The organism is Anabaena azotica FACHB-119 (assembly GCF_014697625.1).
Classification (GTDB): Bacteria; Cyanobacteriota; Cyanobacteriia; order Cyanobacteriales; family Nostocaceae; genus Trichormus; species Trichormus azoticus_A.
Genome location: NZ_JACJSG010000045.1, coordinates 44,664 through 68,386, shown reverse-complemented (window position 1 = coordinate 68,386; position 23,723 = coordinate 44,664). Strand labels below are relative to the sequence as shown.

The window sequence follows — 23,723 nt, the reverse complement described above, 5'->3', positions numbered from 1 at the left end:
TTTCTCTTTCTGTACTTACCTTATGTCAGATAGCGAGTAAAGTTAGCTTTTCCGACATAAACTACTGCAAATTGACCAAATTACAGTAGTTTATATCAAAAGTCTTTCACAGCTATCAGCAAAAAGCAAGTGTTTTTCAAAACAAATTGCAAAGTTATGTGAAACTTGTGTTTTAGAAGAAAAATTTTCATGCAGCAATTTTTGCCAGATTAGAATCTAAATACAGTCCGCACCCAACCAAATAAACTGTCAGGATTGCTTGCATTTGAATCAGGAGCAGTCACCCAAATCAGACCCGGTGTAATTTCAATATTATCGGCGATTTTATATTGGTAGAATGCTTCGATATGCAGGGAAAGGTCTTTATCTGCTTGCCCTAAGCCCGCTCCTAAATCTACATTTTTACTCAGCCTAGTCATCCTTGGAGCCATACCTACGAATAATCCTCCCAGGCTCCCTTTCTTCCCAAGATCCGGAAATGCCATTCCCACAGCCCAATCCATAGCGTTTCCATCACCGCGACCCAAATACCGATGCGCAGCATAGCTTACCCAGCCATTGATAGCAAACCTTGGACTAACTTGATAGAACGCTTGTACACCATAAAGATTGGCTACCGTTCCCGTTCCTGGTACAGTACTGTTGACTAAGTTACTTCCGGCGGCTGGGCCAAAGTTAGTCCCACTTAGCCCTTGAGTATTCGGTGGGCTATAAGTGTTGACGTAAGTCAAAGCAGCCCGAAATCTACTACCCGGACTAGTGTAGAGTAATTGAGCCAAAGCTAAATATCGCCCTGTAAAGAAGCCATTGTTATCTGTAGGATTGTTAGCATTGGGTGCGCTATATGCTAACCCAAATTGGAACTGTTGATTGAATCTATGGAGTACAGCAATTCCGCCCCCGCTATCTCCATAGTTATAGACTAAAGCTCGTCGTGAGAAGCGGGAAATCCCATTCGAACCAGTTGCCAAGCTGCTTTCAAAATATGGATTAATCGGAATAGTAAAGCCTAGTTCATTAGCTCCATCCGATAGGGCATAAATGTTAACTTGGGTTTTTGAGCCAAATGGAAATCGATAACGTAGACCACCGACAGACAAATCATTGAATGGCCTTGTAATATTCGCATTATCAGCAGTTCTACCATCGTAAGTACCAAGTAAACCCGCTCTTGTTTGCCCTAAAGATGCAATACTTCCGCCACCCAATGATATGCCTAGTGAATCTCTACCTGTAAAACTGGTGTTTAATCGTAAAGACACCGAGTTTTGCAGAGTAACTACGCGGGGAGCAGGTCTTTTAGTAATGACGTTATTACCTGATAGAAGTGAGCCAGTAACTATCTGCACTCGACCTGTCAGTTTAGTTGTAGTAGAAAACTGCTGTGCTTCTAAAGTTGTTGTCCTTCCCTCTAAGGCATCTAATCTTCCCCTGAGTTGAGCCAGTTCTGGAGCAAATTCTGCTTGTAATTTCTTGATTGTTTCTAAATCTTCTCGTTTCACTAAATCTGCTGTAGAAGTAGCAATTAATTCATTGAGACGATCTAGGGCTGCATTTAAACCTGCGGCAAATTCATAGCGCGTAAGAGCGCGGTTTCCTTTGAAAGTACCATCTGTATAGCCAGCAATCACACCATAGCGCTCGACTAGAGATTGTAATGCCCCAAATGCCCAATCTGTAGGCTTTACATCCGATAGCTGAGATACAGAATTAACCTGACCTATTTCTGAATCCTGATCTACCGACCTAGATGTATTAGGACTTTTTACACTAGGTAAAACTATATCTGAAATAGGCGTAACCTGATTCAGAAAATAATTGTTATCTTCCTCTACATACTCAGGAACAAGTATAGTTTTATCATCCTTTACGGGAGCTAAAATAGACGAATCTATGGGTTCAGAAGATTCAGAAATTTCAGGGGTATTTGCCCAGCTTCTTGTGGGACTCATTAATAGCAGTAGTACATCTATTAGGGTAATAAAAAACACTAACCCTAGAAAATTCCAACCAAATTTAATCATGAGTCCTCAACTCTCAAAAGCAATATTCTTGGTTACAAAAAATGCCAAGATTACAGAAATATTGGCAGCAACAATTCTATTAAATCTTGTGAATCAAATTGCAGTCAGAAATTGGTTTAGGTTATTGCTAAGACAGGTAAAAATTTGCATCTCAAGACCGTTTGACGATTAGAAAAAGCGTCTTTGGAGATTCAATGCAGGTAGTTTTCCTCAGCACAATTCACTGGCATTAAAGATTTAGCTGAACGTTTTCATTTTTAATCAGCGAACTAGGTCTAAAAGCTTGGTTCTCAAAGTAATACGGTAAATCGGTTGATTTTTAGTACTTTGTGTGGATTTATATTTGCACACTGATGTGTAAAATGCAAGACCCTAGATTAGATTGAACAAAGTTATAGGGGTGAATGACACGCTTGTAAAGGTGAAACTCTCGCGCTTGACTGGGTGTAGGGGTATAGGGGTGTAGGGGTGTAGGGGTTAGAAGAAGAACAGTATTTATTAAACATCTTGATTTAATTATTAGTTCTTGAGTGTGCAGAACCCCTACACCCTTACACCCTTACACCCCAAAAGCAGAGATGAATATTGGATTTGCCGATAACAAGCGTGCCATTCGTTATAGGGGTTAGGGTATCTGACAGGGGTAGGTTTTTGACCGAGCGGTCAGTAAGAACTCTAAAATTAACTAGAGAATGACATTTCCGTAGAAACTTGTGTTTTCCACTACAACCATCTAGGTTAAGAAAGTGTCAGAATCATCCTTGAAGATGTTCTCTCTCACGATCGCACTTTTGATATTTCATCAACTAAAAGTCCCGTTTGACAATTTTTGATGTAATATGTTGGCTATAAAGTACGGTAACTTGACTGAGGAACCGTACTTTTAGAAATCAAATAGCTTGACAGTAATGCAGATTCTTTGGTTTATTCCCACAAGCCGCGACGGACGTTATTTAGGCACAGAAGTAGGCGGGCGCGATGCCACGCCTGATTATTTACAGCAAATTGCCCAAGCTGTAGATAACTTAGGATATGTAGGTGCTTTACTGCCCACTGGGCCTTTTTGTGAAGATGCTTGGATTACAGCTGCATCTTTGATTCCTGTCACAAAAAGGATGAAGTTTCTCGTGGCAATTCGCCCTGGAATTAGTTCTCCGGGTGTAGCGGCGCGGATGGCTGCGACTTTTGACAGAATGTCGCATGGCAGATTATTAGTCAATGTTGTCACAGGTGGCGACCCCGCGCATCTAGCTGGAGACGGACTTCATCTGAGCCATGATGACCGTTACAACCTAACCGAGGAATTTTTAGCAGTTTGGCGAGGTATTGTCAGCGGGGAAACAGTTGATTTTCAAGGTAAATACTTGGATATCAAAGGTGGGAAACTCTTATTTCCACCAATTCAAAAGCCTTATCCCCCGTTGTGGTTTGGAGGTTCATCGGCGGCGGCGAAACGGGTAGCAGCCAAGCATATCGATACTTATTTAACTTGGGGTGAACCGCCGGCACAAGTTGCCCAGAAAATTGCCGAAGTGCGCCAGCTAGCCGCCGAACAAGGTAGAACAGTGCGGTTTGGGATTCGCTTGCACGTCATTGTCAGAGAGACAGTATCAGCAGCTTGGGATGCAGCCAATGAGTTAATTAAGTATGTGGATGATGAAGCGATCGCCAAAGCGCAACAAGCCTATGCAACATCTGATTCCGAAGGGCAAAAGCGTATGGTGCAACTGCACAACGGTAAACGCGATGCCCTAGAAATTAGTCCCAACTTGTGGGCGGGAATTGGCTTAGTTAGGGGTGGCGCTGGTACTGCTTTGGTTGGCGATCCTGACACCGTAGCCGCCAGGATGTTGGAATATCAAAAACTGGGAATTGATACCTTTGTCTTCTCTGGATATCCCCATCTAGAAGAAGCCTATCGCACCGCAGAATTATTATTCCCTCGCCTACCGTTACAACATGACACTACAACCTTGACAGCGCCAATTGTGACTCCTTTCAGCGAATTTGCCAGCCAAGAGAGACTTACTCAACAAATCAAAGAAGTAGCTACCACGAGTGCGTCGTAACCATTCCCCGACCTAAAGGTACGGGGCTTTATCCCCCTCCCCACACTACCCGCAATATCTGGTGCGTACTTGTGTAGTTGGCGGAATTTCAGGCGCGGTTACGTTTCTAGAAGGTGTACTCACCTCCGCACCCCAAGACTCAATTTTCGTAGATACTCGTTATCTACTCGGTTACTGCCAAAAAGCCTGGAAGCGAGTCAACATCCTGCGTTTAGAGCATTTCACCGTAACCTAATTTTACCAAGAGCCAAGGCAAGCACAGTTAAAGTCTTTGTAAAGCCGTCCTTCTAGGACGGGGTAAGAGACCCAGGAGTTTCGATGACTACTACTCTCAAAAACACTAAAAGTTACCACAACGTATCCCTAACTGGGGTACTAGACAGCCCTCAATTTCAAAAAATAGTTCCTTGGATTGTGCCTGTCTTAGTCCTCATCCTTTGGGAAACTGCTTCTAGAACGGGAGTACTCTCCAGTCGAATCCTACCAGCACCAAGTGGTGTAGTGTTCACGGCATTTAAATTAGCTTCCACTGGAGAATTGTTTCAACATATAGGAATTAGTGCAGCAAGGGCAATCTCCGGTTTTGTTGTGGGTGGTAGTATTGGATTTAGTTTAGGATTACTCAATGGCTTTTCTCGTCTAGCAGAAAAGTTGTTGGATAGCTCCTTACAAATGCTTCGCACCATTCCCAATTTAGCATTAATTCCCCTGGTAATTTTGTGGTTTGGTATTGGCGATCAAGCTAGATTATTTCTAGTGTCAATAGGGGTGTTCTTTCCTATTTATCTCAACACATTTCACGGGATTCGTAGTGTTGATCCCGGATTGATAGAAATGGGAAAAGTTTATGGATTAAAGACACCCCAACTTTTGTGGCATATTATTTTTCCCGGCGCATTATCTTCCATCCTTGTTGGTGTCCGCTTTTCCTTGGGGATTATGTGGTTGACACTAATTGTTGCAGAAACCATTGCTGCCGATTCTGGGCTTGGTTACATGGCAATGAATGCTCGTGAATTTATGCAAACAGATGTTGTAGTTTTGAGTATTGTAATTTATGCTTTGCTTGGTAAATTAGCAGATTTTATTGCCAGAACATTGGAAGGAAAATTCTTGGCATGGAATCCAAATTATCAGTTTAAATAAGAGTCAAAAGTCACATACACCTTAACTCAGGAGTCATAACCCAAAATAATTAGCGTGATTTATTCTAATTATTAGGCTTTGATATCAAAACCTTCTGACTCCTCAGTTATTTTTTTAACTTTGACTTTCATTGATTGACAAAATAGGAGTTTTGGAAAATGGTGGCAATTAGAAAAGGTACACAACTCAGTCTTCTCGATTTAACTAAATCTTTTGGTAAACAAACTGTTTTAAATTCTCTGAATTTAGAAGTCGTCCCTGGAGAGTTTGTTGCTATTGTAGGTCGTAGTGGTTGCGGTAAAAGTACTTTACTACGTCTAGTCTCAGGTTTAGATAAACCTAACAGTGGCGGTATTTTATTAGATGGACAGCCATTTCGTAAGCTTGGCGATTCCATTCGAGTGATGTTTCAAGACTCACGCTTGTTACCTTGGAAAAGTGTAATTGATAATGTGGGTTTAGGTTTACATGATAATTGGCAAGAAAAAGCTTTGTGGGCGTTAGAGAAAGTTGGACTCAAAGATAGAGCTAAAGAATGGCCATCGGTACTTTCTGGAGGACAACGCCAAAGGGTATCTTTAGCTAGAGCGTTAGTAAATCAGCCCAGATTGTTATTGCTGGATGAACCTCTAGGTGCTTTAGATGCGCTAACTCGTCTAGAGATGCAGCAGTTGATTGAAAATTTATGGCTAGAGCGAGGATTTACAGCGTTTTTAGTTACCCACGATGTTGATGAAGCTGTAGCACTGGCAGATAGAATAGTAGTTATTGAAGCTGGGGGAATTGCTTTAGATTTGTCTGTAAATCTGCCTCGTCCTAGAAATAGAAGTAGTGAAGCGTTTGTCAATATTCGAGAAACTGTGTTGGAACAAGTGATGAATACGGAAAGAGCTTATACCAACAAGCAGTTATTACAATTGAGTAAGTAAAACTCAGCAAGTCATGTCATTAATTCTATTAGTAGAGGACAGGGAAGAGTAGAAGCTGTTTGCTATTAGGGTTTTCTGAATACTATATATCCCAATGCTATACATGAGGCATTTCTCTAGAACAGAGAATTTGCTAGTATGAGCTTGTGCGTTAGCCAACTAACTCTGGCGTAAACAGAGCGTTGTCCAACGCTTGAGGTAGAAAGTTGTATATTTCAAGATGAATTGAGAAAGTTTTTATCAAAAAACTCTGTCAGTAAGAGAAAGTACATATGAAACTCATTTTGCCCATTGAGGTTGCTGCGGAAATTGAGCCTCATTTACCATCTGATACAAAAGTTGTGTTGGTTGATAGTGATGGTAAGCTAGATGGTGATGCGAGTGATGCAGAAATTTATTTAAGTTGGTTCTTGCTCAAACTTCCGGTTCTACAAAGTGTGTTAGCATCTGCGCCTAATTTGCGTTGGCATCATGCACCAAATGCAGGTGTAAACCATTTTTTAACACCTAGTTATTTAGAACGTGATTTGATTCTGACGAATGGTGCGGGAGTCCATGCAATTCCCATTGCTGAATTTGTGATTGCTTACATCCTCTCTCATGCCAAGCAGTTGCTAGAATTAAAAGCTCTACAAACTGAGCGTCGTTGGCAAAGAGGCTTGGCTATTCAAGAATTAACAGATGTAACTGTGTTAATTATCGGTGCTGGTGGTATTGGACAAGCGATCGCAGCTCGCGCTAAAGCCTTCGGTACTAGAATAATTGGTAGTCGCCGCCAACCTCAACCACTGGCGAATTTTGATCAAGTAGTGGGTGCAGATGAATGGCGATCGCATCTTGGTGAAGCCGATTATGTAGTAATTGCTACACCCCTGACAGCAGAAACTAAAGGTTTAATTGATGAGGATGTTTTGCGATCGCTACCTGCTCATGCTTATCTAATTAATATTGCGCGTGGTGCGATCGTTGATGAACCTGCCTTAATCAAGGCACTCACAGAAGGTTGGATTGCTGGTGCAGCCTTAGATACAGTTATCAACGAACCACTAACACCTGAAAGTCCCTTGTGGACAGTGCCAAATCTTTTCATTACACCTCATTGTTCCGGTCATTCCCCAAAAGTAAAACAGCGCTCTATAGAACTCTTTATTGACAATTTTCACCGCTACATTACAGGTCAGCCTCTACGCAATGTCGTAGATCAACAAGCAGGATATTAAATCAGTGGAAAGTCAACAGTTATCAACTTTTTGTTACTAATAATTGATAACTGTTCAACAATTGAAAATTAAAACAAAAATAATCTTTTTAGAGATAATTTATAAAGTAAACCTTAAATTGTAGTGGCGTGTCAACTCTAAAATGTAGCATTATACTAAGTTGCAGTCAAAGATAGTATCTTACTCTGCGCTACTTCTCTTTCCCCTCCTCTTAGGGGCTAGGGGTGGGTTGCTCCCTTGCCTGCCAAAACAAATATCTTTAAACACAACTTGGTATTAGAGTGGGAAAAATCGAACGCAGATGAACGCAGATGAACGCAGATGAACAAGATGATAGATTTTTTGCTAATGCACAAGTTTAGTCTAGACACGCCACTACTACTTAAATATTTACTTTATAAATAACCTCTTAGAGGATGTTTGAAAAGTAGTATTGCTAAAATCAAAATCTGAAAAATCTAACCGCTTGCTTATCCCCTTCCCTATAAAAACATAGGGTTGCAAAGCCTCTCGCCGTTTCGCTTAGAAGTTGGGAAAGGGATTATTAGTATACTTTTCTACTTGACAAACATCATCTTATTCAACATCAGACCTCAACATGGGCAAAACCAAGCTGATCGGTGTGCGTTCTTGCACCTTAGCTCGTACAACAGTAGTAGTTCCCGAAGAAATTTGCAAATTTGGCCTTTGAGAAGAAGACCACTTATAACCACTTGGTGTATTGGGGTCTAAGTTTAATTCAGATACTACTTGAATCAGTTCTTTGGGCTTTTGACCTAGCAATGACTCTATAATTTCTGGATTACCTACTTTACTCACAGTCACCGCTTTTGTAATTGGCAAGTTAGAAATATTAGTAACAGTACCCAAAATTCCCCCAAAATTGTGTTTAACATTTTGTGGTGTAATTTGAATTGACATCCCTGGCTGAATTTTCCTTCCTTCTTTTACAGGAAAATAAGTAACGCCAACCAGCTTACTTTGAGAATTTTCTGCTTCTATAGTTGCTAAACTAGAACCTGGACTCACCACCTGCCCCAGCGTGGCAGTAACTTCTAAAATGCGTCCACTATGTTGACTAATAATCTGGCTATTAGTGCTTAATAGCATTTCTAGTCTGATAATCTCGCGCTGAACATCTTGAATTTGTTTTCTGCGGATAGTTTCAGTTTCTAATTCTTGTTGAGTGATAGAAGCTTGTTCACTAATTAATCTTTGCAACTGTGCTTGTAGGTTAGAAATAATTGTCAAATTCTCCCGATAATCTTTTGCTTGTTGAGTTTCCTTGAAATTTAGATCATTTAACTGAGACTTAAAATCAGAAATTTTTTCTAAGTTTTGTAAATATTCCCGTTCTGCTTCGAGAGCTTCATTACCAGAAATCGCTCCTTCCTTTTGGAATAATTGTCTACGAGTTTCCATTCTCCGTTGAAACATAGGAGTTAGCGCTTGGGTTTGCTGGAGGCGTTGTTGTAAACTTTGGCGCTGTTGGCTAACTGGAGTGCTTCCTGCAACTTGTAGTAGAGGTGATACTAATTGCAGTTCTTCCATACGTTGCCGAAGATACTGACTTTGTAAGTAAATATTACTTTTTTTCTCTTCTATACTTTGCCTTTGTGTTTCTATTACTTTTAATTTAGCTTGTTGCTGTTGTAGTTGTTTGCGGATTTCAGTTTGGTCAATTCTTGCCAATATCTGACCTTTTTTTACCACATCTCCAGCTTTGATATTAAGCACCATCAATTGACCAGCACTTTGTGATTCTAGTGAGACAATATCAGTAGGATAAATGATGACACCACGACCTTCTATAGTGACGGGAATAGTGCCGAAAATACCCCAGGTTAAAGTAACTCCTACCACGGAACCTAAAGCAAAAAGAGGTAGCCAACTTTTAGGCTTGACTACCTGCATCAACTGGTTTAATTTTTCGGAGGAAGATAGACGCTCTAGTGATTCTTTGCCGAATATACTGCGCTTTTGGTTTGACATTTCTATTCTAGTGATAGAGGCAAGTTAGCCAGATAAGTTGCTAGTTATCCGTAAAGAGAAGATGACATCTCAACTAACTAGCAAGTTGAGCTAGTAGTTAAATAAAATATTTTCTGGGTTCAGCGCAATAGTTTATTTTTCACTGGCAATTACAATTTTTTAGATTTTTTAACTAAAAGTCATGTCATGCAAACTTTTATTTAGATAAAATGTTTTTTGTATTCAGCGCAATAGCTTATTTTTCACTTTGAATTACATTTTTTTCGTTTTTTATTTTAAATGTCTTTAAAAAGCAATAAAAAATCAACTATCCAAATTGACTGTTAGTAGGGTGCGTATGAATATTTTATTGGTATAGCTAGTGCTGCTCGTAAGTAGCATAACAAGGCTAAACTTGTGCAATAAGTTTCTTCTCTAACCTCTGTGTCTCTGTGCCTCTGTGGTTAAAATCACTAAACCCAAAGGCACAAAGTAGATATTATTTAACTTTTAAAACTGACTTACCCAAAGACTGACAAATCACATCATTTTGTGGTGTATGAATACGACTACATAAAACATCGCGATAATGTCTTTCCAAAGGATTCTTTTTCATTAAACCAGGATTTCCAGTTAATTCCAAACCAATTTCTACAGCCCGAAGGGAATTTTTAGTAGTGAGATATTTAACTGCTTGTGCTTGTAATCCTACATTTGGCTCATACTCATTGTTATCAATATCTTTTGCCAAGCTGTAAATTATTTTGCGGTTAGCAAATAGTAAAGCTTCTATTTCGCCGATCGCCATCTGAAAGCGTGGTAAGCTAGCTAACGGTTCCCCCAAATTAGAGGGTGTACGTTCATGCAGGTATTCTACTAGCCAGTTACGAGCGCTAGTAGCTACGCCATGATACAAAGCACTCAAAGTTAAACTGTTCCAAGTCGCGGTTAATGGGTCTATTGGTTGGGTTGTCGATACAAAACTCAGATTTAAAGCATACTCATGCGGAACTAGGACATTTTCTAAAATTAAATCATGGCTACCTGTAGCCCTCATCCCCAGGTGATCCCAAGTTTCCACAATACGCAACCCTGGAAGGTCGCGCTTAACTAAAAAACTACCAACTTGGGGTTCGTCCTCAATGGTTCTCGCCCAAACTACAAAGTAGCGTAGTATAGGGCTACCCGTGGTGTACTGCTTATGACCCGTTAATAACCACCCATCGGCTGTGCGTTTGGCAAATGTTGCTGGTAAACCACCTCTAGCTGGTGTACCTAACTCTGGTTCCACACGCGCAGCATTGAGCAAAGCAATACCTTCTATAGACTCGCGGCACAATTGCTTGTATACTTCTGGATGCCAGCGACGATGGCGGGAAGCATGAGCGTGTTGCAAATAGTGCATTGTCAACACTAGGGCTGTTGACGCATCACCACGGGCTATCCCTTCGATGACTCTGCAAGTATCAGCTAACCCCCACCCTTGTCCACCTAATTCACGGGGAATAGTTATGCTAAGTAGTCCAGCTTCATGTAGTGCTGTAAAATTCTCGAAAGGAAAAGAAGCTTCTTTGTCATGTATTGCTGCACGGGTGGCAAAATCTTTAGCAAGAGCATCAACTCGCTCAAAAATAGTAGTGCTTTCCCGTTCTTTACTAGTTAGGGTATTTGCTGCTAACTGTTCTAAAGGTGTCATTTTTTTAATTCAAAATGCAAAATTCGGGCATTCAAAATTAATGTCCTAATTGCTTCATTGATGGCGGATATTTGTTGTGGTTTTGGGTTGACTTTGTACTCGTAGACAAACAGGTTTGATACTAGTATTAGTGGTATCAAATATTATGATAACATCAAGACGGAGAATTTATTCTTCAAGCGCCTTACCCCATAGATGAATCTAGGGGCTTGTGTCGCATTGGTTATCGGTCATCAGGAGCATCGAAATTTATTCGGCACACCATTTGCTATTTTTATTTTTGGGGACAAGAGAAATCTTGTCCTTTATTTTTAGGAAGGTTTTTGTAGTCAAAATCACATTTTTTTCAGCGCCATCACTAATTTTTCATATCCTCTTGTATTTTTTCTTAATCTGTGCAAATCTGATATTTATATAATACGGTAAGTTGATAGACTTAATGTAATATATAGATATTTTAAGAGGAGTGTTTCTAATCCAGAACTTACGCAACTGGCACTTGGGGTAGGGTGCGTCAGATGTGGAAAATCCTTGATTGTGTATGAAATTATTAGGACTGACGCAGCCTAGAGTTAGTTTGATTATGACATTTATGTAAGTCCTAGAATCTTGTCCGTCATAAATTGTTAAATCAGATATCAGTGCTGACGGCCTATGGTGGGGGATTTAAACCCCCCACCAACACTTTCCACCAATTGTTGTGGTGTTTCACCAACGTATTTAAGTACGGGCGGGTTTAACGAACATATTTGTTTTTACCATGAATTACTCAATGAACCCGCCCCTACAACTGTTGACTGTTAAAAAATGTCTAGTAATAACATAATTTAATCGACGATTAGACGATAGAGATGCTCAGTTTGTTAGTCAGCCAATCATATGCCTACATGAGTAGACTTACTCAAGGCGTAAAAGTGAAAGTTATTGGTAATTACTACTAGTAGTTTAAATATAGAAAAGCCATCAAATGCGAAAGCTAAAGAAAAGAGAATTTTTGTTTAAGAAAGCAGGATAAATCCTTATTTGACAGGATACTGAAAAGTTAAATATATATATTGCATAAGTAGCCAGATCAATACATTTTTAAGAGGAAAGAATCCTATAAAAGCTCATACATTTGTAGTACAGGAGATGGCAATTATGTTTTTTGGATACATTGAAAGAGAACTATTATGGATAGAAAATGCTGCAAGTTGGCAGAATACACAATTACCAGAAAATTTACATTTACACAACGATAAAGGACAAAGGAAAGCAGATATTTGGGAATGCCATTGTGAAGAGATACAGGAAGCAGTTAAGAAACAAAGTGAGAAAAAGCTGAAATAGAAAGCTTTGTTATTTGCTAATTGTAAATTGCGTAATTGGTATTAGGGCGCATCATAATGAACTCCCAAGAGCAAACAGCTCTGACTACTGGCAACCAAAGCTTGAGTAAGCGTAGTACAGTTTTAATGTTAGCGATCGCTAATGTTGACTACAACCAACCACTACTGGGAAACATCGGACGTAGCTTAGAAATTCCCGTCAAACAAGTAGGATTTATTCCTTTTTTGACTCAAATTGGCTATGCAACAAGCTTACTTTTGCTAGTTCCTTTAGACGATAGAATGGAACGCCGCAATTTAATTACTACCATGCTAGGTTTGCTGTCATGGGCTTTAGTTGCCGAAGCTGTATCTCCCAATTTGATTTGGTTATCTATAGCTAGCTTGGCTTTAGGTGTTTGTAGCATTGTGGCGCATTTATTGCTGCCCTTAGTTGCATACATGACAGCCTCAGCCGAAAGGGGGAAAGTGATTGGCACATTAGTTAGTGGCATGATTTTGATTGTGCTATTAGCGAGGACTGTCAGTGGTGCAATTGGCGAACATTTTGGTTGGCGGTGGATGCGATCGCCGCAGGTTTGATGTTAATCTTAGCTTTAATAGTTAGAATACCAATGACACACTTATTTGAACCATTGAGGATTCGTGAAGTAACTTTTCGCAACCGCATCGCCGTGTCACCGATGTGTCAATATTCTAGTACCAATGGCTTGGCCAATGATTGGCACTTGGTTCATTTAGCTTCTCGTGCTGTGGGTGGGGCGGGTTTAGTCATCACAGAGGCGGCGGCTGTGGAACCGCGCGGGCGTATTAGTCCCCAAGATTTGGGAATTTGGTCAGATGCACATATAGAAGCTTTGGCGAAAACTGTGGGCTTGATTCATAACTTTGGTGCAGTAGCGGGTATTCAATTAGCCCATGCAGGGAGAAAAGCTAGCACCGCCAAACCTAGTAAGGGGGGAAAAGTTTTAGATGAGTCTCAGGAAGGTTGGCGACCTGTAGTTTCCAGTAGTGCGATCGCCTTTGGTAAAGAAAGCCCAGTACCCGAAGCACTGAGTATCGAAGGTATCCAGCAAGTTGTGCAAGCCTTCGTAGAAGCCGCCAAGCGATCGCTACAAGCTGGTTTCAAAGTTGTAGAAATTCACGCAGCCCACGGTTACTTATTACATCAGTTTCTCTCACCCCTAGTTAACCAACGTCAAGATGATTACGGCGGTAGCTTGGAAAACCGTACCCGCATCCTACGAGAAGTCGTTGAGGGAGTGCGTGAAGTTTGGCCTGAGTCTTATCCCTTATTTGTGCGCCTCTCTGCTACCGACTGGATAGATAAAGGATGGGATATTGAACAAAGTATTGCCATCAGCGACAAACTCAAATCATTAGGCGTAGATTTAATAGACTGTTCCTCTGGTGGGGCGATACCGGGTATTAATATCCCTGTGAAACCAGGATATCAAACGCAGTTTGCTGAACGCATTCGTCAAGAAGCTAATATTGCTACAGGTGCAGTAGGTTTAATTACCACCCCGGAACAGGCTGACCAAATTATTCGTAATGGCGTAGCTGATATAGTTCTGTTAGGGCGCGAACTCCTCCGCAATCCTTACTGGCCTCATTTGGCAGCTAAACAATTAGGACATGAGAAACACTGGCCAGTTCAGTATGATAGGGCTTGGTTGTAATTGGTAATTGGTAATTGGTAATTGGTAATTGGTAATTGGTAATTGGTAATTGTAAGTCATGAGTGCTGATTCAGGATACTCAGCACTCATGACTCAGCACTCAGGACTTATGAATATGCTTCCATTGGTAGACAAGAACAGACAAAATTCCTGTCCCCAAAAGCGGCATCAATTCTGCCGACAGTCGGCCAGAATTTATACTCCCTTGTCCAAGGTGCGGGGTAGGCGGCTTGTTCACGGGAATAAGGATGATGCCATTCGGCGCTAAGAAGGCTTTCCACGGTGTGCGGTGCGTTTTTCAAGGCATTATCTTGAATATCTACCTTACCTGCTTCAATTTCGGCAATTTCTTGACGAATAGCAATTAAGGCATCACAGAAACGGTCTAATTCGACCTGAGATTCGCTTTCTGTGGGTTCTACCATGATTGTACCCGCTACAGGCCAGGAGACAGTCGGGGCATGGAAACCGTAGTCCATGAGACGCTTGGCGACATCATCGATTTCGATGTTGGCGGATTTTTTGAGCGATCGCAAATCTAAAATACATTCATGGGCAACCAAACCATTCTGCCCTTTGTACAACACCGGATAGTAAGACTCTAATTTCTTAGCGATGTAATTAGCATTGAGAATTGCCACTTTGGTAGCTTGGGTTAACCCATCCGCCCCCATCATGGCAATATACATCCAAGAAATCACCAAAATACTAGCACTTCCCCAAGGCGCAGCTGCGATCGCCCCAAGATTTTGGGAATCTTCCCCAGTCACGCCAGTTCGCTCAACGGAGGGAACCTCCGCACGCGACTGGCTCCCCAACACCGGATGTCCAGGTAAAAATGGTACAAGATGGGAAGCCACACCAATTGGCCCCATACCAGGGCCACCGCCACCGTGAGGAATACAGAAAGTTTTGTGCAAATTCAAATGACAAACATCCGCGCCAATATCCCCTGGACGGCAAATACCCACTTGGGCATTCATATTTGCCCCATCCATGTAAACTTGACCGCCGTGGCTGTGAATAACCGCACAAATTTCTTGAATTGCTTCCTCAAACACACCGTGAGTTGAAGGATAAGTCACCATCAACGCCCCAAGTTCATGGCTGTGTTTTTCCGCCTTAGCTTTGAGGTCATCAACATCAATATTACCTTCACTATCACAGGCAACAGCCACAACCTTCATCCCACACATTACTGCACTCGCTGGGTTTGTCCCATGTGCAGAAGTGGGAATTAAACACACATTGCGGTGTGCTTCTCCCCGGCTTTCATGATATTGACGAATTACCAACAGCCCCGCATATTCCCCTTGAGAACCAGCATTAGGTTGTAGCGAAATCCCAGCAAAGCCAGTAATTTCCGCCAGCCAAGCCTCAAGTTGCTGGAACAGAATTTGATAACCCCGCGTTTGGGTAGGTGGTGCAAAAGGATGTATTCTGCCAAATTCTTCCCAACTTACCGGAATCATTTCCGATGTAGCGTTTAACTTCATCGTACAGGAACCCAAAGGAATCATCGATGTAGTTAAAGACAAATCCTTAGTTTCCAGCTTGTGCAGATAGCGCAGTAACTCCGTTTCCGAGTGATAACGGTTGAAGACCGGATGCGTCAGATAACTGCTTTGACGACTAAAGCGTTCATCTTTTAAAGATGATTGCTGAATTATCCAGTCAACCTCTTGTACATTTAAAACAAATGGCAACTCATCCGTTCCCGCAAATATCCGGCATATATCCTTAACATCTTCGACTGTTGTAGTTTCGTCTAAGGATATTCCCACCGTCGATGTATCAACAATCCTCAGATTAATTCGGTAAGCTTCAGCCGCTTCTAGAATTTCTGGGAGGGGTTTTTCCCCCAACTGCACCTGCAATGTATCAAAGAAAGATTGGGAAGTAATTGTATAACCTAGTCGCTGCAACCACTCTCCTAAAACCAGAGTCAAGTGATGTATCCTCTCAGCAATTTGCTTGAGTCCCTCCGGCCCGTGATATACAGCGTACATACTCGCCATCACCGCCAGCAATACCTGGGCTGTACAAATATTACTCGTAGCTTTTTCGCGGCGAATATGTTGTTCACGGGTTTGCAAAGCTAGACGCAGTGCTGTTTTCCCGTTGACATCCTTGGATACGCCGACAATACGCCCTGGAACTTGCCGCTTGTATTCTTCCTTGGTAGCAAAGTATGCCGCATGAGGCCCACCAAAGCCCAAGGGAATACCGAAGCGTTGAGTACTCCCCACGGCAATATCAGCACCAAATTCACCGGGAGGGGTGAGTAAAGTTAAGCTTAAGGGGTCTGCGGCTACTGTTACCAATGCGCCTTGGGCGTGGGCTTTTTCGATGAAAGCCCGGTAGTCGTAGACTGTGCCATCAGTGGCGGGGTATTGTAAGACAGCACCAAAAATTGGTTGAGCAAAATCAAACTTCTGATGATCCCCGATAATAATTTCAATCCCCAAGGGTTTAGCCCTGGTTTGTAAAACGTCAATCGTTTGGGGATGACAAGCATGAGAGACAAAATAAGCATTTGCCTTATTTTTGCTGACCCCGTAACTCATACTCATAGCTTCGGCGGCGGCTGTCGCTTCATCAAGTAGGGAAGCATTAGCAATTTCCAACCCCGTTAAGTCGATAATCATGGTTTGGAAATTTAGCAGCGCTTCTAGCCGCCCTTGGGCAATTTCTGGCTGATAGGGAGTATAGGCTGTGTACCACCCTGGATTTTCCAAAATATTACGCCCAATCACTGCTGGGGTGATGGTATCGTAATATCCCATACCAATGTATGAGCGAAATACCTGATTTTTCGAGGCAATTTGTTTTAACTTTGCCAATGCTGCATACTCAGTTTGCGCCTCTGGTAACTGTAGCTTTTTATCCAGCCGAATTACTGACGGTACTGTTTTATTAATCAGGTCATCTAGACTTGAAAATCCCAATACATCAAGCATTTGTTGAACATCTGCCGATGACGGGCCTATATGTCTTTGTATAAAAGTATTTAAAACTTGTTTCCCTTGGTCTAGCTGTTGGCGTTGGTTTTCATGAACACGACCTTCATCGCTAGACTGAGGAATAGGGGCATACGATACCACTAAATTAAACTCCAGAAGTAACTATTTCATATTCTGCAACAAATCCCCAGAGAACGTAGGGATAATTTGTCAAGTTTCAATAAACAAGGCAGTTATCAGTTATCAGTTATCAGTTATCAGTTGACAGGTGACAGGTGACAGGTGACAGGTGACAGGTGACAGGTGACAGGTGACAGGTGACAGGTGACAGGTGACAAAGCAAAGACTTCTTCCTTTCCCCCTTCCCCCTTCCCCCTTCCCCAGTCCCCAGTCCCCAGTCCCCTACTACTCGCCTTCTACCTCAGCACGATATTCATCTGCCGTTAAAGCGTCGTTTACTTCATCAGGGTCATTGACACGTAGTTTTAAGAACCATCCTTCACCGTAAGGATCATCGGCTACTGCTTCGGGAGATTCAATCAAAGCCTCATTCCGTTCTATGACTGTGCCGGTTACTGGTGCATTCAAATCTTCCACAGCTTTGACTGACTCAATTGAACCAAAAGTATCTCCTTTAGTCAGTAAGTCACCAATTTCTGGCAGTTCTAAAAACACTACATCACCCAACTGATCAACAGCAAATTCTGTAATGCCAATAGTGGCAATTTCACCATCTAGCCTCACATACTCATGAGTATCCAAATATCGCAAATCTTGAGGGTATTCAAACGACGACATCTCTTTTCCTCTTTAATCTCAAACAATTAGCGTCCCAAAGGTAATTACAGCAGGGAACAGGTGATAGGGGACTCTTGACAGGGTGGAAATTCTACTTCTATATAAGTTTTTACAGAAAATTTGTACTTTATTCACCTGCAATCTGCTGTAAGACCATATTGAAATAATCACCATACCGTGATTGAGTATCTTACAACACATTTAATAGGTCAACAGTTAACAGTCAACTATTCCCTATATAGCAGTTGCTACATAGGTTAGGGCATGGAAGATCATCAAATTTTGATAGCCAGCAGCTTCAGCACTTCCTGTCCCCTATCACCTGTTACTTGAACGATAAAAGGGACGTTTAACTACAACTGCTGGGTATGCTTTACCCCGTATTTCTACTTCTAGCTGCTGACCAACTTTCGCTAGTTTGGCTCCGACGTAGGCTAAAGCCACGGGATAACCAAGTGTGGGAGATAAAGTCCCACTTGTAACTTCGCCTACTACTTTACCCTCTGACAGGACTTGGTAGCCGTGGCGGGCAATGTTCCTTCCTTGGGTTTGCAAACCTATGAGTCGGCGCTTTACTCCTGTGGCTTTTTGTTGTTCTAAAACTGACCGCCCGATAAAATCACCTTTGGTATCTAAATGAACTAGCCACCCTAAACCAGCTTCTAGGGGGGTGGTTGTATCGTCGATGTCTTGTCCGTAAAGTGCCATCGCTGCTTCTAGCCTTAAGGTGTCTCTCGCACCTAAGCCGCAAGGAATGACACCAGCATCGTATAAATTACGCCACAATTCTACGCCCACTTCTGGGTCTACTAGAACTTCAAACCCATCTTCCCCGGTATAACCTGTGCGGGCGATAAAAGCAGGTTTATCTAGTATTGTTGTCTCTAGATGACCAAAGGCTTTAATTGGTTGTAAGTCTTCTTTGACCAAGGGTTGGAGATAGTCTATAGCTTTTGGCCCTTGGAGGGCAATTAAAACTTTTGTTGCGGAAAGGTCTTGGAATTGCACCTGATTTTGGTCTAGGTGTTGCAATATCCATGCTTTGTCTTTATTGGTGGTAGCTGCGTTAACGATAATAAACGCCTGTTGTGTGCCTGTGCTGTCTTCGCCTTGATAGTAGATGATAATATCGTCAATGATTCCCCCTTGCGGATTTAACAACACTGTGTATTGGGCTTGACCTGGTTGCAACCGACTCAAGTCTGAAGGTACTAAAGCCTGTAGTTGAGAAATGAGGTTTTTACCTTGGAGGGTAAATTTGCCCATGTGAGAAATGTCAAACATCCCCGCAGCAGTTCTCACGGCTTCGTGTTCACGGGTAATACCGCTAAATTGTACCGGCATTTCCCAGCCACCAAAGCTGGTTAAGCGTGCTTTGAGTTCTACACCCAGTTGATACAAAGGGGTTCTTGCTAAGATTTCGGCAGTGTCTTGTTGATTAGCCACAGATAGTTTTGCTTATGCGATCGCATTTCAACATCTAATATCCTACGTAAACCACCTACGCTCCCGCAAGCGGTGAGCGTAGGCTTTTAAGTAGCCCTGAACTATCTGTACTGAGTTCACAACACAAACAGTTCGAGCCTCCAGGCTGGTTTACCCTTGTGGGTTCGCCACTTCCTTTAACGGGGGAAACCCCCGCAACGGAGTGGCTCACAAAAACAGCCCCAATAGTAGCAATGTTTTTTGCTCCATTAAAATCAGCGTCGCCACTCCAACAACAAGCCTCATTAATACATTTGAAACGCTTGTCAGAACGCATTCCAATATGTAGGCATTGATGGCAAGTAAGACTAGTCCAAGCTGGAGGAACAGCAATTATTTCTACTCCAAATTGGACACCTTTGTATTCCAAGAAAGAACGCAATTGGAAAAAAGACCAAGAGTTAGAACGTCTACGTTCTGTCTTATTTCTTGGCTTTTGATTGGTTCTTTCACGAATACCCGTTAAATCTTCAATTGCCACTGCTGCATTATTTTTTAATGCGGACTGAATTATAGACTTGCTGATGTTATGGTTTAGCCATTGTTGAAATCTTCTCTCCTTGCCTGACAGCCGTTTCAAAATCTGCCTTGCCCTACGACGAGTAGACCTTGTGCCTTTCGTGGCAGTATGCTGGAGAGATGCTCTCACTCTAGAAAACTTGTCTCTAACATCATTGATTTTCTTTCCATCCCACTTATCCCCATTGCTAGTTACAGCAATGTCACGACGACCAAAATCAACACCAATTACTTTATTAGATTTGATTGGTGTTGGGGAATCGTCTTTAATTTGAATGTGGATATAGTAGTTACCATCACGATGTTTACATAACTGTGCTGATGTCGGTTTTCTACCTTTTAATTTACCTCTTTGATAATTACCAGCATCAATCTTGATGTGTTCCCTACCGTTCATTAAAGTCAAACTAACAGTCCAGTCTTTCTCTCTAAATGAGAAAATCCTGGCATCATAATCAGCCGATGTTGGCGCTATAGTTTTAACTGGTTTGTCTTTAAGTTTTGCAGTTTTGCGATTAGCGCCAACTCTGGCGCAAGCACGAACAGCTAAATTTGCACTCAATCCAAACAAAGCACGAAGCTCGTGATAGACCATGTTTTGAATAGTGGTCTTACTGGTTATCTGAGGTTTAACTTTCTTGTTAGCGTAATTACACGCATTACTCCAAGCCTTCAGTACCAGTTCGATTTCTTCTGCTTGTTTTTTAGAGGGGTTGAGTTTGCAAACTAGCGTCAATACTTGTTCCATGACGCGCGACCTAATCACGGGTGACTATAATACACCAAAACAGTCGTGTTGTATCAAAGATTTATTTGTTAAAAACTCAACTCCCTCCACTCTTTCAAAAACCTGCGGTTGTTATTATTTGGGAGGCGTTACCCTTCGGGAAGCAAGCTACGTTTTTAACCCGCAATTCCTCTCACCGCTTCTCTTCCCTTCGGGACGCTACGCGAACGAGTAAGCGGGAGCCTCCTTGCGGGAATAGGTGATGGTTTCCATTTATAGGGAGTGGGGAGTGGGGAAGGAAAAAATTTCTTAGGGGACTGGAGACTGAGGACAGGTGACAGGTGACAGGTGACAGGTGACAGTGAGAGGGAATAATTTCTTACTCTCTAGTTACTACTCATTACTCAAAGTGATGTTTAATAATGGAGTAATGTTGAGATTTATTAAGAAAGCGTTATGAATTATTGGCGAGTAGTAGCTAGTCTCGTTTTGGCTGTGGTTTTATTTCTGTTCCCTGGGTCGGCGCAAGCTGCGAGTTCTTCCAGTATCACCCGTTCGGCTGGGGATGCAGTGCAAGCAAAGGATTTTGCTGGTAAAAGTTTAGTTGGTGAGGAATTTACCAACGTGGATTTAGAAAATGCCAACTTCAGCGATGCTGATTTACGCGGTGGCGTGTTTAACGGTACTGTGTTGGAAGGAGTAAACTGGCATGGTGTAGATTTTAGTAACGGCATAGCTTATCTGGCAAGATTTAAAAATGCTGATTTAAGTGATGCTGTTTTCACCGATGCTATGATGCTGCGTTCTACTTTTGATAATGTAGATGTTACTGGTGCGGATTTCACTAATGCAGTTTTGGACGGAGTACAGGTGAAAAAACTCTGTGCCAAAGCTAGTGGAGTCAATTCCAAAACTGGGGTTGATACCCGTGAGTCTTTGGGTTGTAAGTAACTAGGTTCAAGGGAATGTCAACAATTTCTGATTCCCTTATTACAATTCATTAATATAGCAGGGGACAGGTGACAGGTGACAGGTGATAGGCTGAAAAGCCTCTTGGCATAAAGATTTTATGATTCATCCTTGTCTTAACCTATGCTTCGACTGCTATACATTTCAAAATAGCGCCATAAAAAGTAGCGCTGGCTACTTTTTGTCTGAATTTATTAGAAAATTCAAGCCTGCATATCAGCACATTCAATCACCAAGGGGTTGCTGAAACCTTCACATTTTGTTACAAAGTTACAAAGAACTTCTAGAGACCCACAAGCAAATGTTCGGCGGACTTACTGGTTTCCAAGATCCTAAAGGCACTGATTGGGGCGAAAGAATGCTCAATACAGTAGCCAGCCAAACGATTCGCCACTTGTTTACCCAAAGCGAGTCAGTAGAAGTCTTTGTGCGTTGCTTTCCCTCCAGCAAGCTGTTGCAAGGTAGTATTGACAGCTTCAAAATGAGTGGACGAGGCTTAGTTATTCGCAGAGATTTTGTCGTAGAGGAGATGTCTTTTGAGACTGATGCGGTATCTATAGACTTTAGTGCTGTTTTAAGTGGTAAATTAAATCTCAAACAACCAACCCAGGCGATCGCTCAAGTAATATTATCTGAAGCTGGGATCAACAAAGCGTTTAAAGCTGAACTGGTGCGGAAGCGTCTAGTTAACTTAACTGTACCTGCCTTAACTGAGTTATCTGCTGGGAAACCAGTCTCTTTTACCGACGTAGAAGTACAACTTCTGCCCCAAAATAGCCTGAAAATTAATGCTCAGGCAGATTTAGGTACTGGTGAACTCATACCCATAACCATGACTCTAACTGTGGCTATAGAAAAGCGCCGCCGCATTTCTTTTAAAAATCCCGTAGTTGAACTTGACTCAATTCCCGAAACGCAACGAGAAATATCAAATACCCTCAGCCTAGCACTGGCAGAAATTTTAGATAATATGGTCGATTTAGACCGTTTTGACCTTGACGGCGTAAAAATGCGCCTCAATCGTTTAGATACTGAAGGAGACAAGTTAATTTTCAGTGGCTACGCAGAAATCGAAAGAATTCCGCGTAGTCCTTAAGCGTGGCTGGATGTGTCAGTTAACTGATAACTGATAACTGTTAACTGACCTGACTTTTCACGGGATCTAAAAGACCCCTCTCCAAACCTCTCCCCTACAAGGAGAGAGGCTTTAATTGCTCCCCCTTCCCTTGTAGGGAAGGGGGCTGGGGGGTTAGGTCTGTCGTTAACTTTTCCACATGACGTGAAAAGTCAGGTTAACTGACTACTTCCAATCCTTATCTGCTTGTTCTAGGACATAAGCAGCTACATCCTCAATTTGTTCTGGTTTTAGACGACCTTTGAAAGCTGGCATAGCGTTTTTACCATTGGTGACTTGAGCAATAATTGCTTCTGCTGAGTACATACCGTACTTTTCCAAAGCATCTTTCTTCAGATTTTTGTTGGCTTGAACTAAATTCTTGCCACCAGCATGACAGGAAGCACAATTAGCACTAAATATTTTCGCGCCATTGACAGTATCTGCCGCCAATGCTGGTTTGCTGAAGGCAAAAGTGAAGAGTGCTATGCCTAACAGCACTAAGGAAAAAATCTTTTTCATTTCGCGTTCTCTCTGCAAATAAGGCTTTATTGGGCCAATATCTTCATCAATATTGTCAAATGAGCCGTTACCTACGTCAAAAGACAGGCTGTCAAACTTTATTTTCAGTTATCAGTGAACAGTTATCAGTTATCAGTGCCAGTAGGGTGCGTCAGCCTCAATAATTTCGTACATATTCAACGCGAGTTCGACAAGCGTTGTTTTGACCTCACCCCCAACCCCTCTCCTCGTAGGAGAGGGGTTGGGGGTGAGGTTTTCGTTTTTCCTCCCTCGCCTAAAAGGAGAGGGAGGTTGGGAGGGAGAGGTTCATCGAACTCACGTTATTCAAGGATTTTCCGCATCTGACGCACCCTACCCCAAGTGCCACTAGGGTGCGTCAGCCTCAATAATTTCGTACATATTCAAGGATTTTCCACATCTGACGCACCCTACCCCTTGATTTTCAGTTATCAGGTTATGTTAACTGATAACTGATAACTGATAACTGATAACTGATAACTGATAACTGATAACTGATAACTGATAACTGATAACTGATAACTGATAACTGATAACTGATAA

General features: G+C 42.0%; 18 protein-coding genes. 10 read left to right on the top strand and 8 right to left on the bottom strand.

Annotation, left to right across the window (positions count from 1 at the left end; all coding sequences use genetic code 11):
* Positions 1-209 precede the first annotated feature (209 nt).
* The gene (locus H6G83_RS26680) at positions 210-2,024 is read right to left on the bottom strand and encodes an iron uptake porin (protein ID WP_242044832.1); all 1,815 of its coding nucleotides are present in this window, start codon (positions 2,022-2,024) and stop codon (positions 210-212) included.
* Between the two features lie 908 nt (positions 2,025-2,932).
* Between H6G83_RS26680 and ssuD the strand changes: the two genes are divergently transcribed.
* The 5 genes from ssuD to H6G83_RS26655 all read left to right on the top strand — a co-directional run bounded on the left by ssuD (position 2,933) and on the right by H6G83_RS26655 (position 7,388).
* The gene (gene ssuD / locus H6G83_RS26675) at positions 2,933-4,093 is read left to right on the top strand and encodes an FMNH2-dependent alkanesulfonate monooxygenase (RefSeq protein WP_190477660.1); all 1,161 of its coding nucleotides are present in this window, start codon (positions 2,933-2,935) and stop codon (positions 4,091-4,093) included.
* Between the two features lie 61 nt (positions 4,094-4,154).
* Complete coding sequence (locus H6G83_RS26670; protein ID WP_190477658.1) at positions 4,155-4,328, top strand: hypothetical protein; 174 nt, start codon at positions 4,155-4,157, stop codon at positions 4,326-4,328.
* An 83-nt stretch (positions 4,329-4,411) separates the two neighbouring features.
* Complete coding sequence (gene ssuC / locus H6G83_RS26665; protein WP_190477656.1) at positions 4,412-5,239, top strand: aliphatic sulfonate ABC transporter permease SsuC; 828 nt, start codon at positions 4,412-4,414, stop codon at positions 5,237-5,239.
* Positions 5,240-5,397: 158 nt separating this feature from the next.
* Positions 5,398-6,168 (top strand): ATP-binding cassette domain-containing protein, encoded by a 771-nt coding sequence (locus H6G83_RS26660; protein ID WP_190477654.1) that lies wholly within the window; start codon positions 5,398-5,400, stop codon positions 6,166-6,168.
* 272 nt (positions 6,169-6,440) lie between these two features.
* Complete coding sequence (locus tag H6G83_RS26655) at positions 6,441-7,388, top strand: D-2-hydroxyacid dehydrogenase (RefSeq protein ID WP_190477652.1); 948 nt, start codon at positions 6,441-6,443, stop codon at positions 7,386-7,388.
* Positions 7,389-7,964: 576 nt separating this feature from the next.
* Here H6G83_RS26655 and H6G83_RS26650 read toward each other — a convergent pair.
* On the bottom strand, positions 7,965-9,380 hold the full coding sequence (locus tag H6G83_RS26650; RefSeq protein WP_190477650.1) for an NHLP bacteriocin system secretion protein: 1,416 nt from the start codon (positions 9,378-9,380) through the stop codon (positions 7,965-7,967).
* A gap of 478 nt (positions 9,381-9,858) precedes the next feature.
* Positions 9,859-11,055 carry an acyl-CoA dehydrogenase family protein gene (locus H6G83_RS26645; protein ID WP_190477648.1) on the bottom strand — a complete coding sequence of 399 codons (1,197 nt, stop codon included), beginning with the start codon at positions 11,053-11,055 and terminating at the stop codon, positions 9,859-9,861.
* A 1,140-nt stretch (positions 11,056-12,195) separates the two neighbouring features.
* Here H6G83_RS26645 and H6G83_RS26640 point away from each other — a divergent pair.
* The 3 genes from H6G83_RS26640 to namA are packed head-to-tail and all read left to right on the top strand — an operon-like array spanning position 12,196 to position 14,065.
* Positions 12,196-12,384, top strand: a complete 189-nt coding sequence (locus H6G83_RS26640; protein ID WP_190477646.1) for a hypothetical protein — start codon at positions 12,196-12,198, stop codon at positions 12,382-12,384.
* Positions 12,385-12,440: 56 nt separating this feature from the next.
* The gene (locus H6G83_RS26635; RefSeq protein ID WP_190477644.1) at positions 12,441-12,965 is read left to right on the top strand and encodes an MFS transporter; all 525 of its coding nucleotides are present in this window, start codon (positions 12,441-12,443) and stop codon (positions 12,963-12,965) included.
* A gap of 32 nt (positions 12,966-12,997) precedes the next feature.
* Positions 12,998-14,065: an NADPH dehydrogenase NamA gene (gene namA, locus H6G83_RS26630; protein WP_190477641.1), complete on the top strand. Its 1,068-nt coding sequence runs from the start codon at positions 12,998-13,000 to the stop codon at positions 14,063-14,065.
* Between the two features lie 107 nt (positions 14,066-14,172).
* Here the strand turns inward: namA and gcvP are convergent, their stop codons facing one another.
* The 4 genes from gcvP to H6G83_RS26610 all read right to left on the bottom strand — a co-directional run bounded on the left by gcvP (position 14,173) and on the right by H6G83_RS26610 (position 20,578).
* Positions 14,173-17,169, bottom strand: a complete 2,997-nt coding sequence (gene gcvP, locus H6G83_RS26625) for an aminomethyl-transferring glycine dehydrogenase (protein WP_190477640.1) — start codon at positions 17,167-17,169, stop codon at positions 14,173-14,175.
* 264 nt (positions 17,170-17,433) lie between these two features.
* Positions 17,434-17,826: a glycine cleavage system protein GcvH gene (gcvH, locus tag H6G83_RS26620; RefSeq protein ID WP_190477638.1), complete on the bottom strand. Its 393-nt coding sequence runs from the start codon at positions 17,824-17,826 to the stop codon at positions 17,434-17,436.
* 318 nt (positions 17,827-18,144) lie between these two features.
* Positions 18,145-19,272: a glycine cleavage system aminomethyltransferase GcvT gene (gene gcvT, locus H6G83_RS26615; protein WP_190477636.1), complete on the bottom strand. Its 1,128-nt coding sequence runs from the start codon at positions 19,270-19,272 to the stop codon at positions 18,145-18,147.
* A gap of 55 nt (positions 19,273-19,327) precedes the next feature.
* Positions 19,328-20,578, bottom strand: coding sequence for an RNA-guided endonuclease InsQ/TnpB family protein (locus tag H6G83_RS26610; protein ID WP_190477633.1), 1,251 nt, complete (start codon positions 20,576-20,578; stop codon positions 19,328-19,330).
* A 435-nt stretch (positions 20,579-21,013) separates the two neighbouring features.
* On the opposite strand from H6G83_RS26610, the gene H6G83_RS26605 reads away from it, so the two are divergent.
* Both H6G83_RS26605 and H6G83_RS26600 read left to right on the top strand, forming a co-directional pair.
* Positions 21,014-21,508 carry a pentapeptide repeat-containing protein gene (locus tag H6G83_RS26605; protein WP_190477631.1) on the top strand — a complete coding sequence of 165 codons (495 nt, stop codon included), beginning with the start codon at positions 21,014-21,016 and terminating at the stop codon, positions 21,506-21,508.
* 319 nt (positions 21,509-21,827) lie between these two features.
* Positions 21,828-22,622, top strand: coding sequence for an LmeA family phospholipid-binding protein (locus tag H6G83_RS26600; RefSeq protein WP_190477629.1), 795 nt, complete (start codon positions 21,828-21,830; stop codon positions 22,620-22,622).
* A 204-nt stretch (positions 22,623-22,826) separates the two neighbouring features.
* Here H6G83_RS26600 and petJ read toward each other — a convergent pair whose 3' ends face one another.
* Positions 22,827-23,162 (bottom strand): cytochrome c6 PetJ, encoded by a 336-nt coding sequence (petJ, locus tag H6G83_RS26595; protein WP_190477627.1) that lies wholly within the window; start codon positions 23,160-23,162, stop codon positions 22,827-22,829.
* Positions 23,163-23,723: the final 561 nt, after the last annotated feature.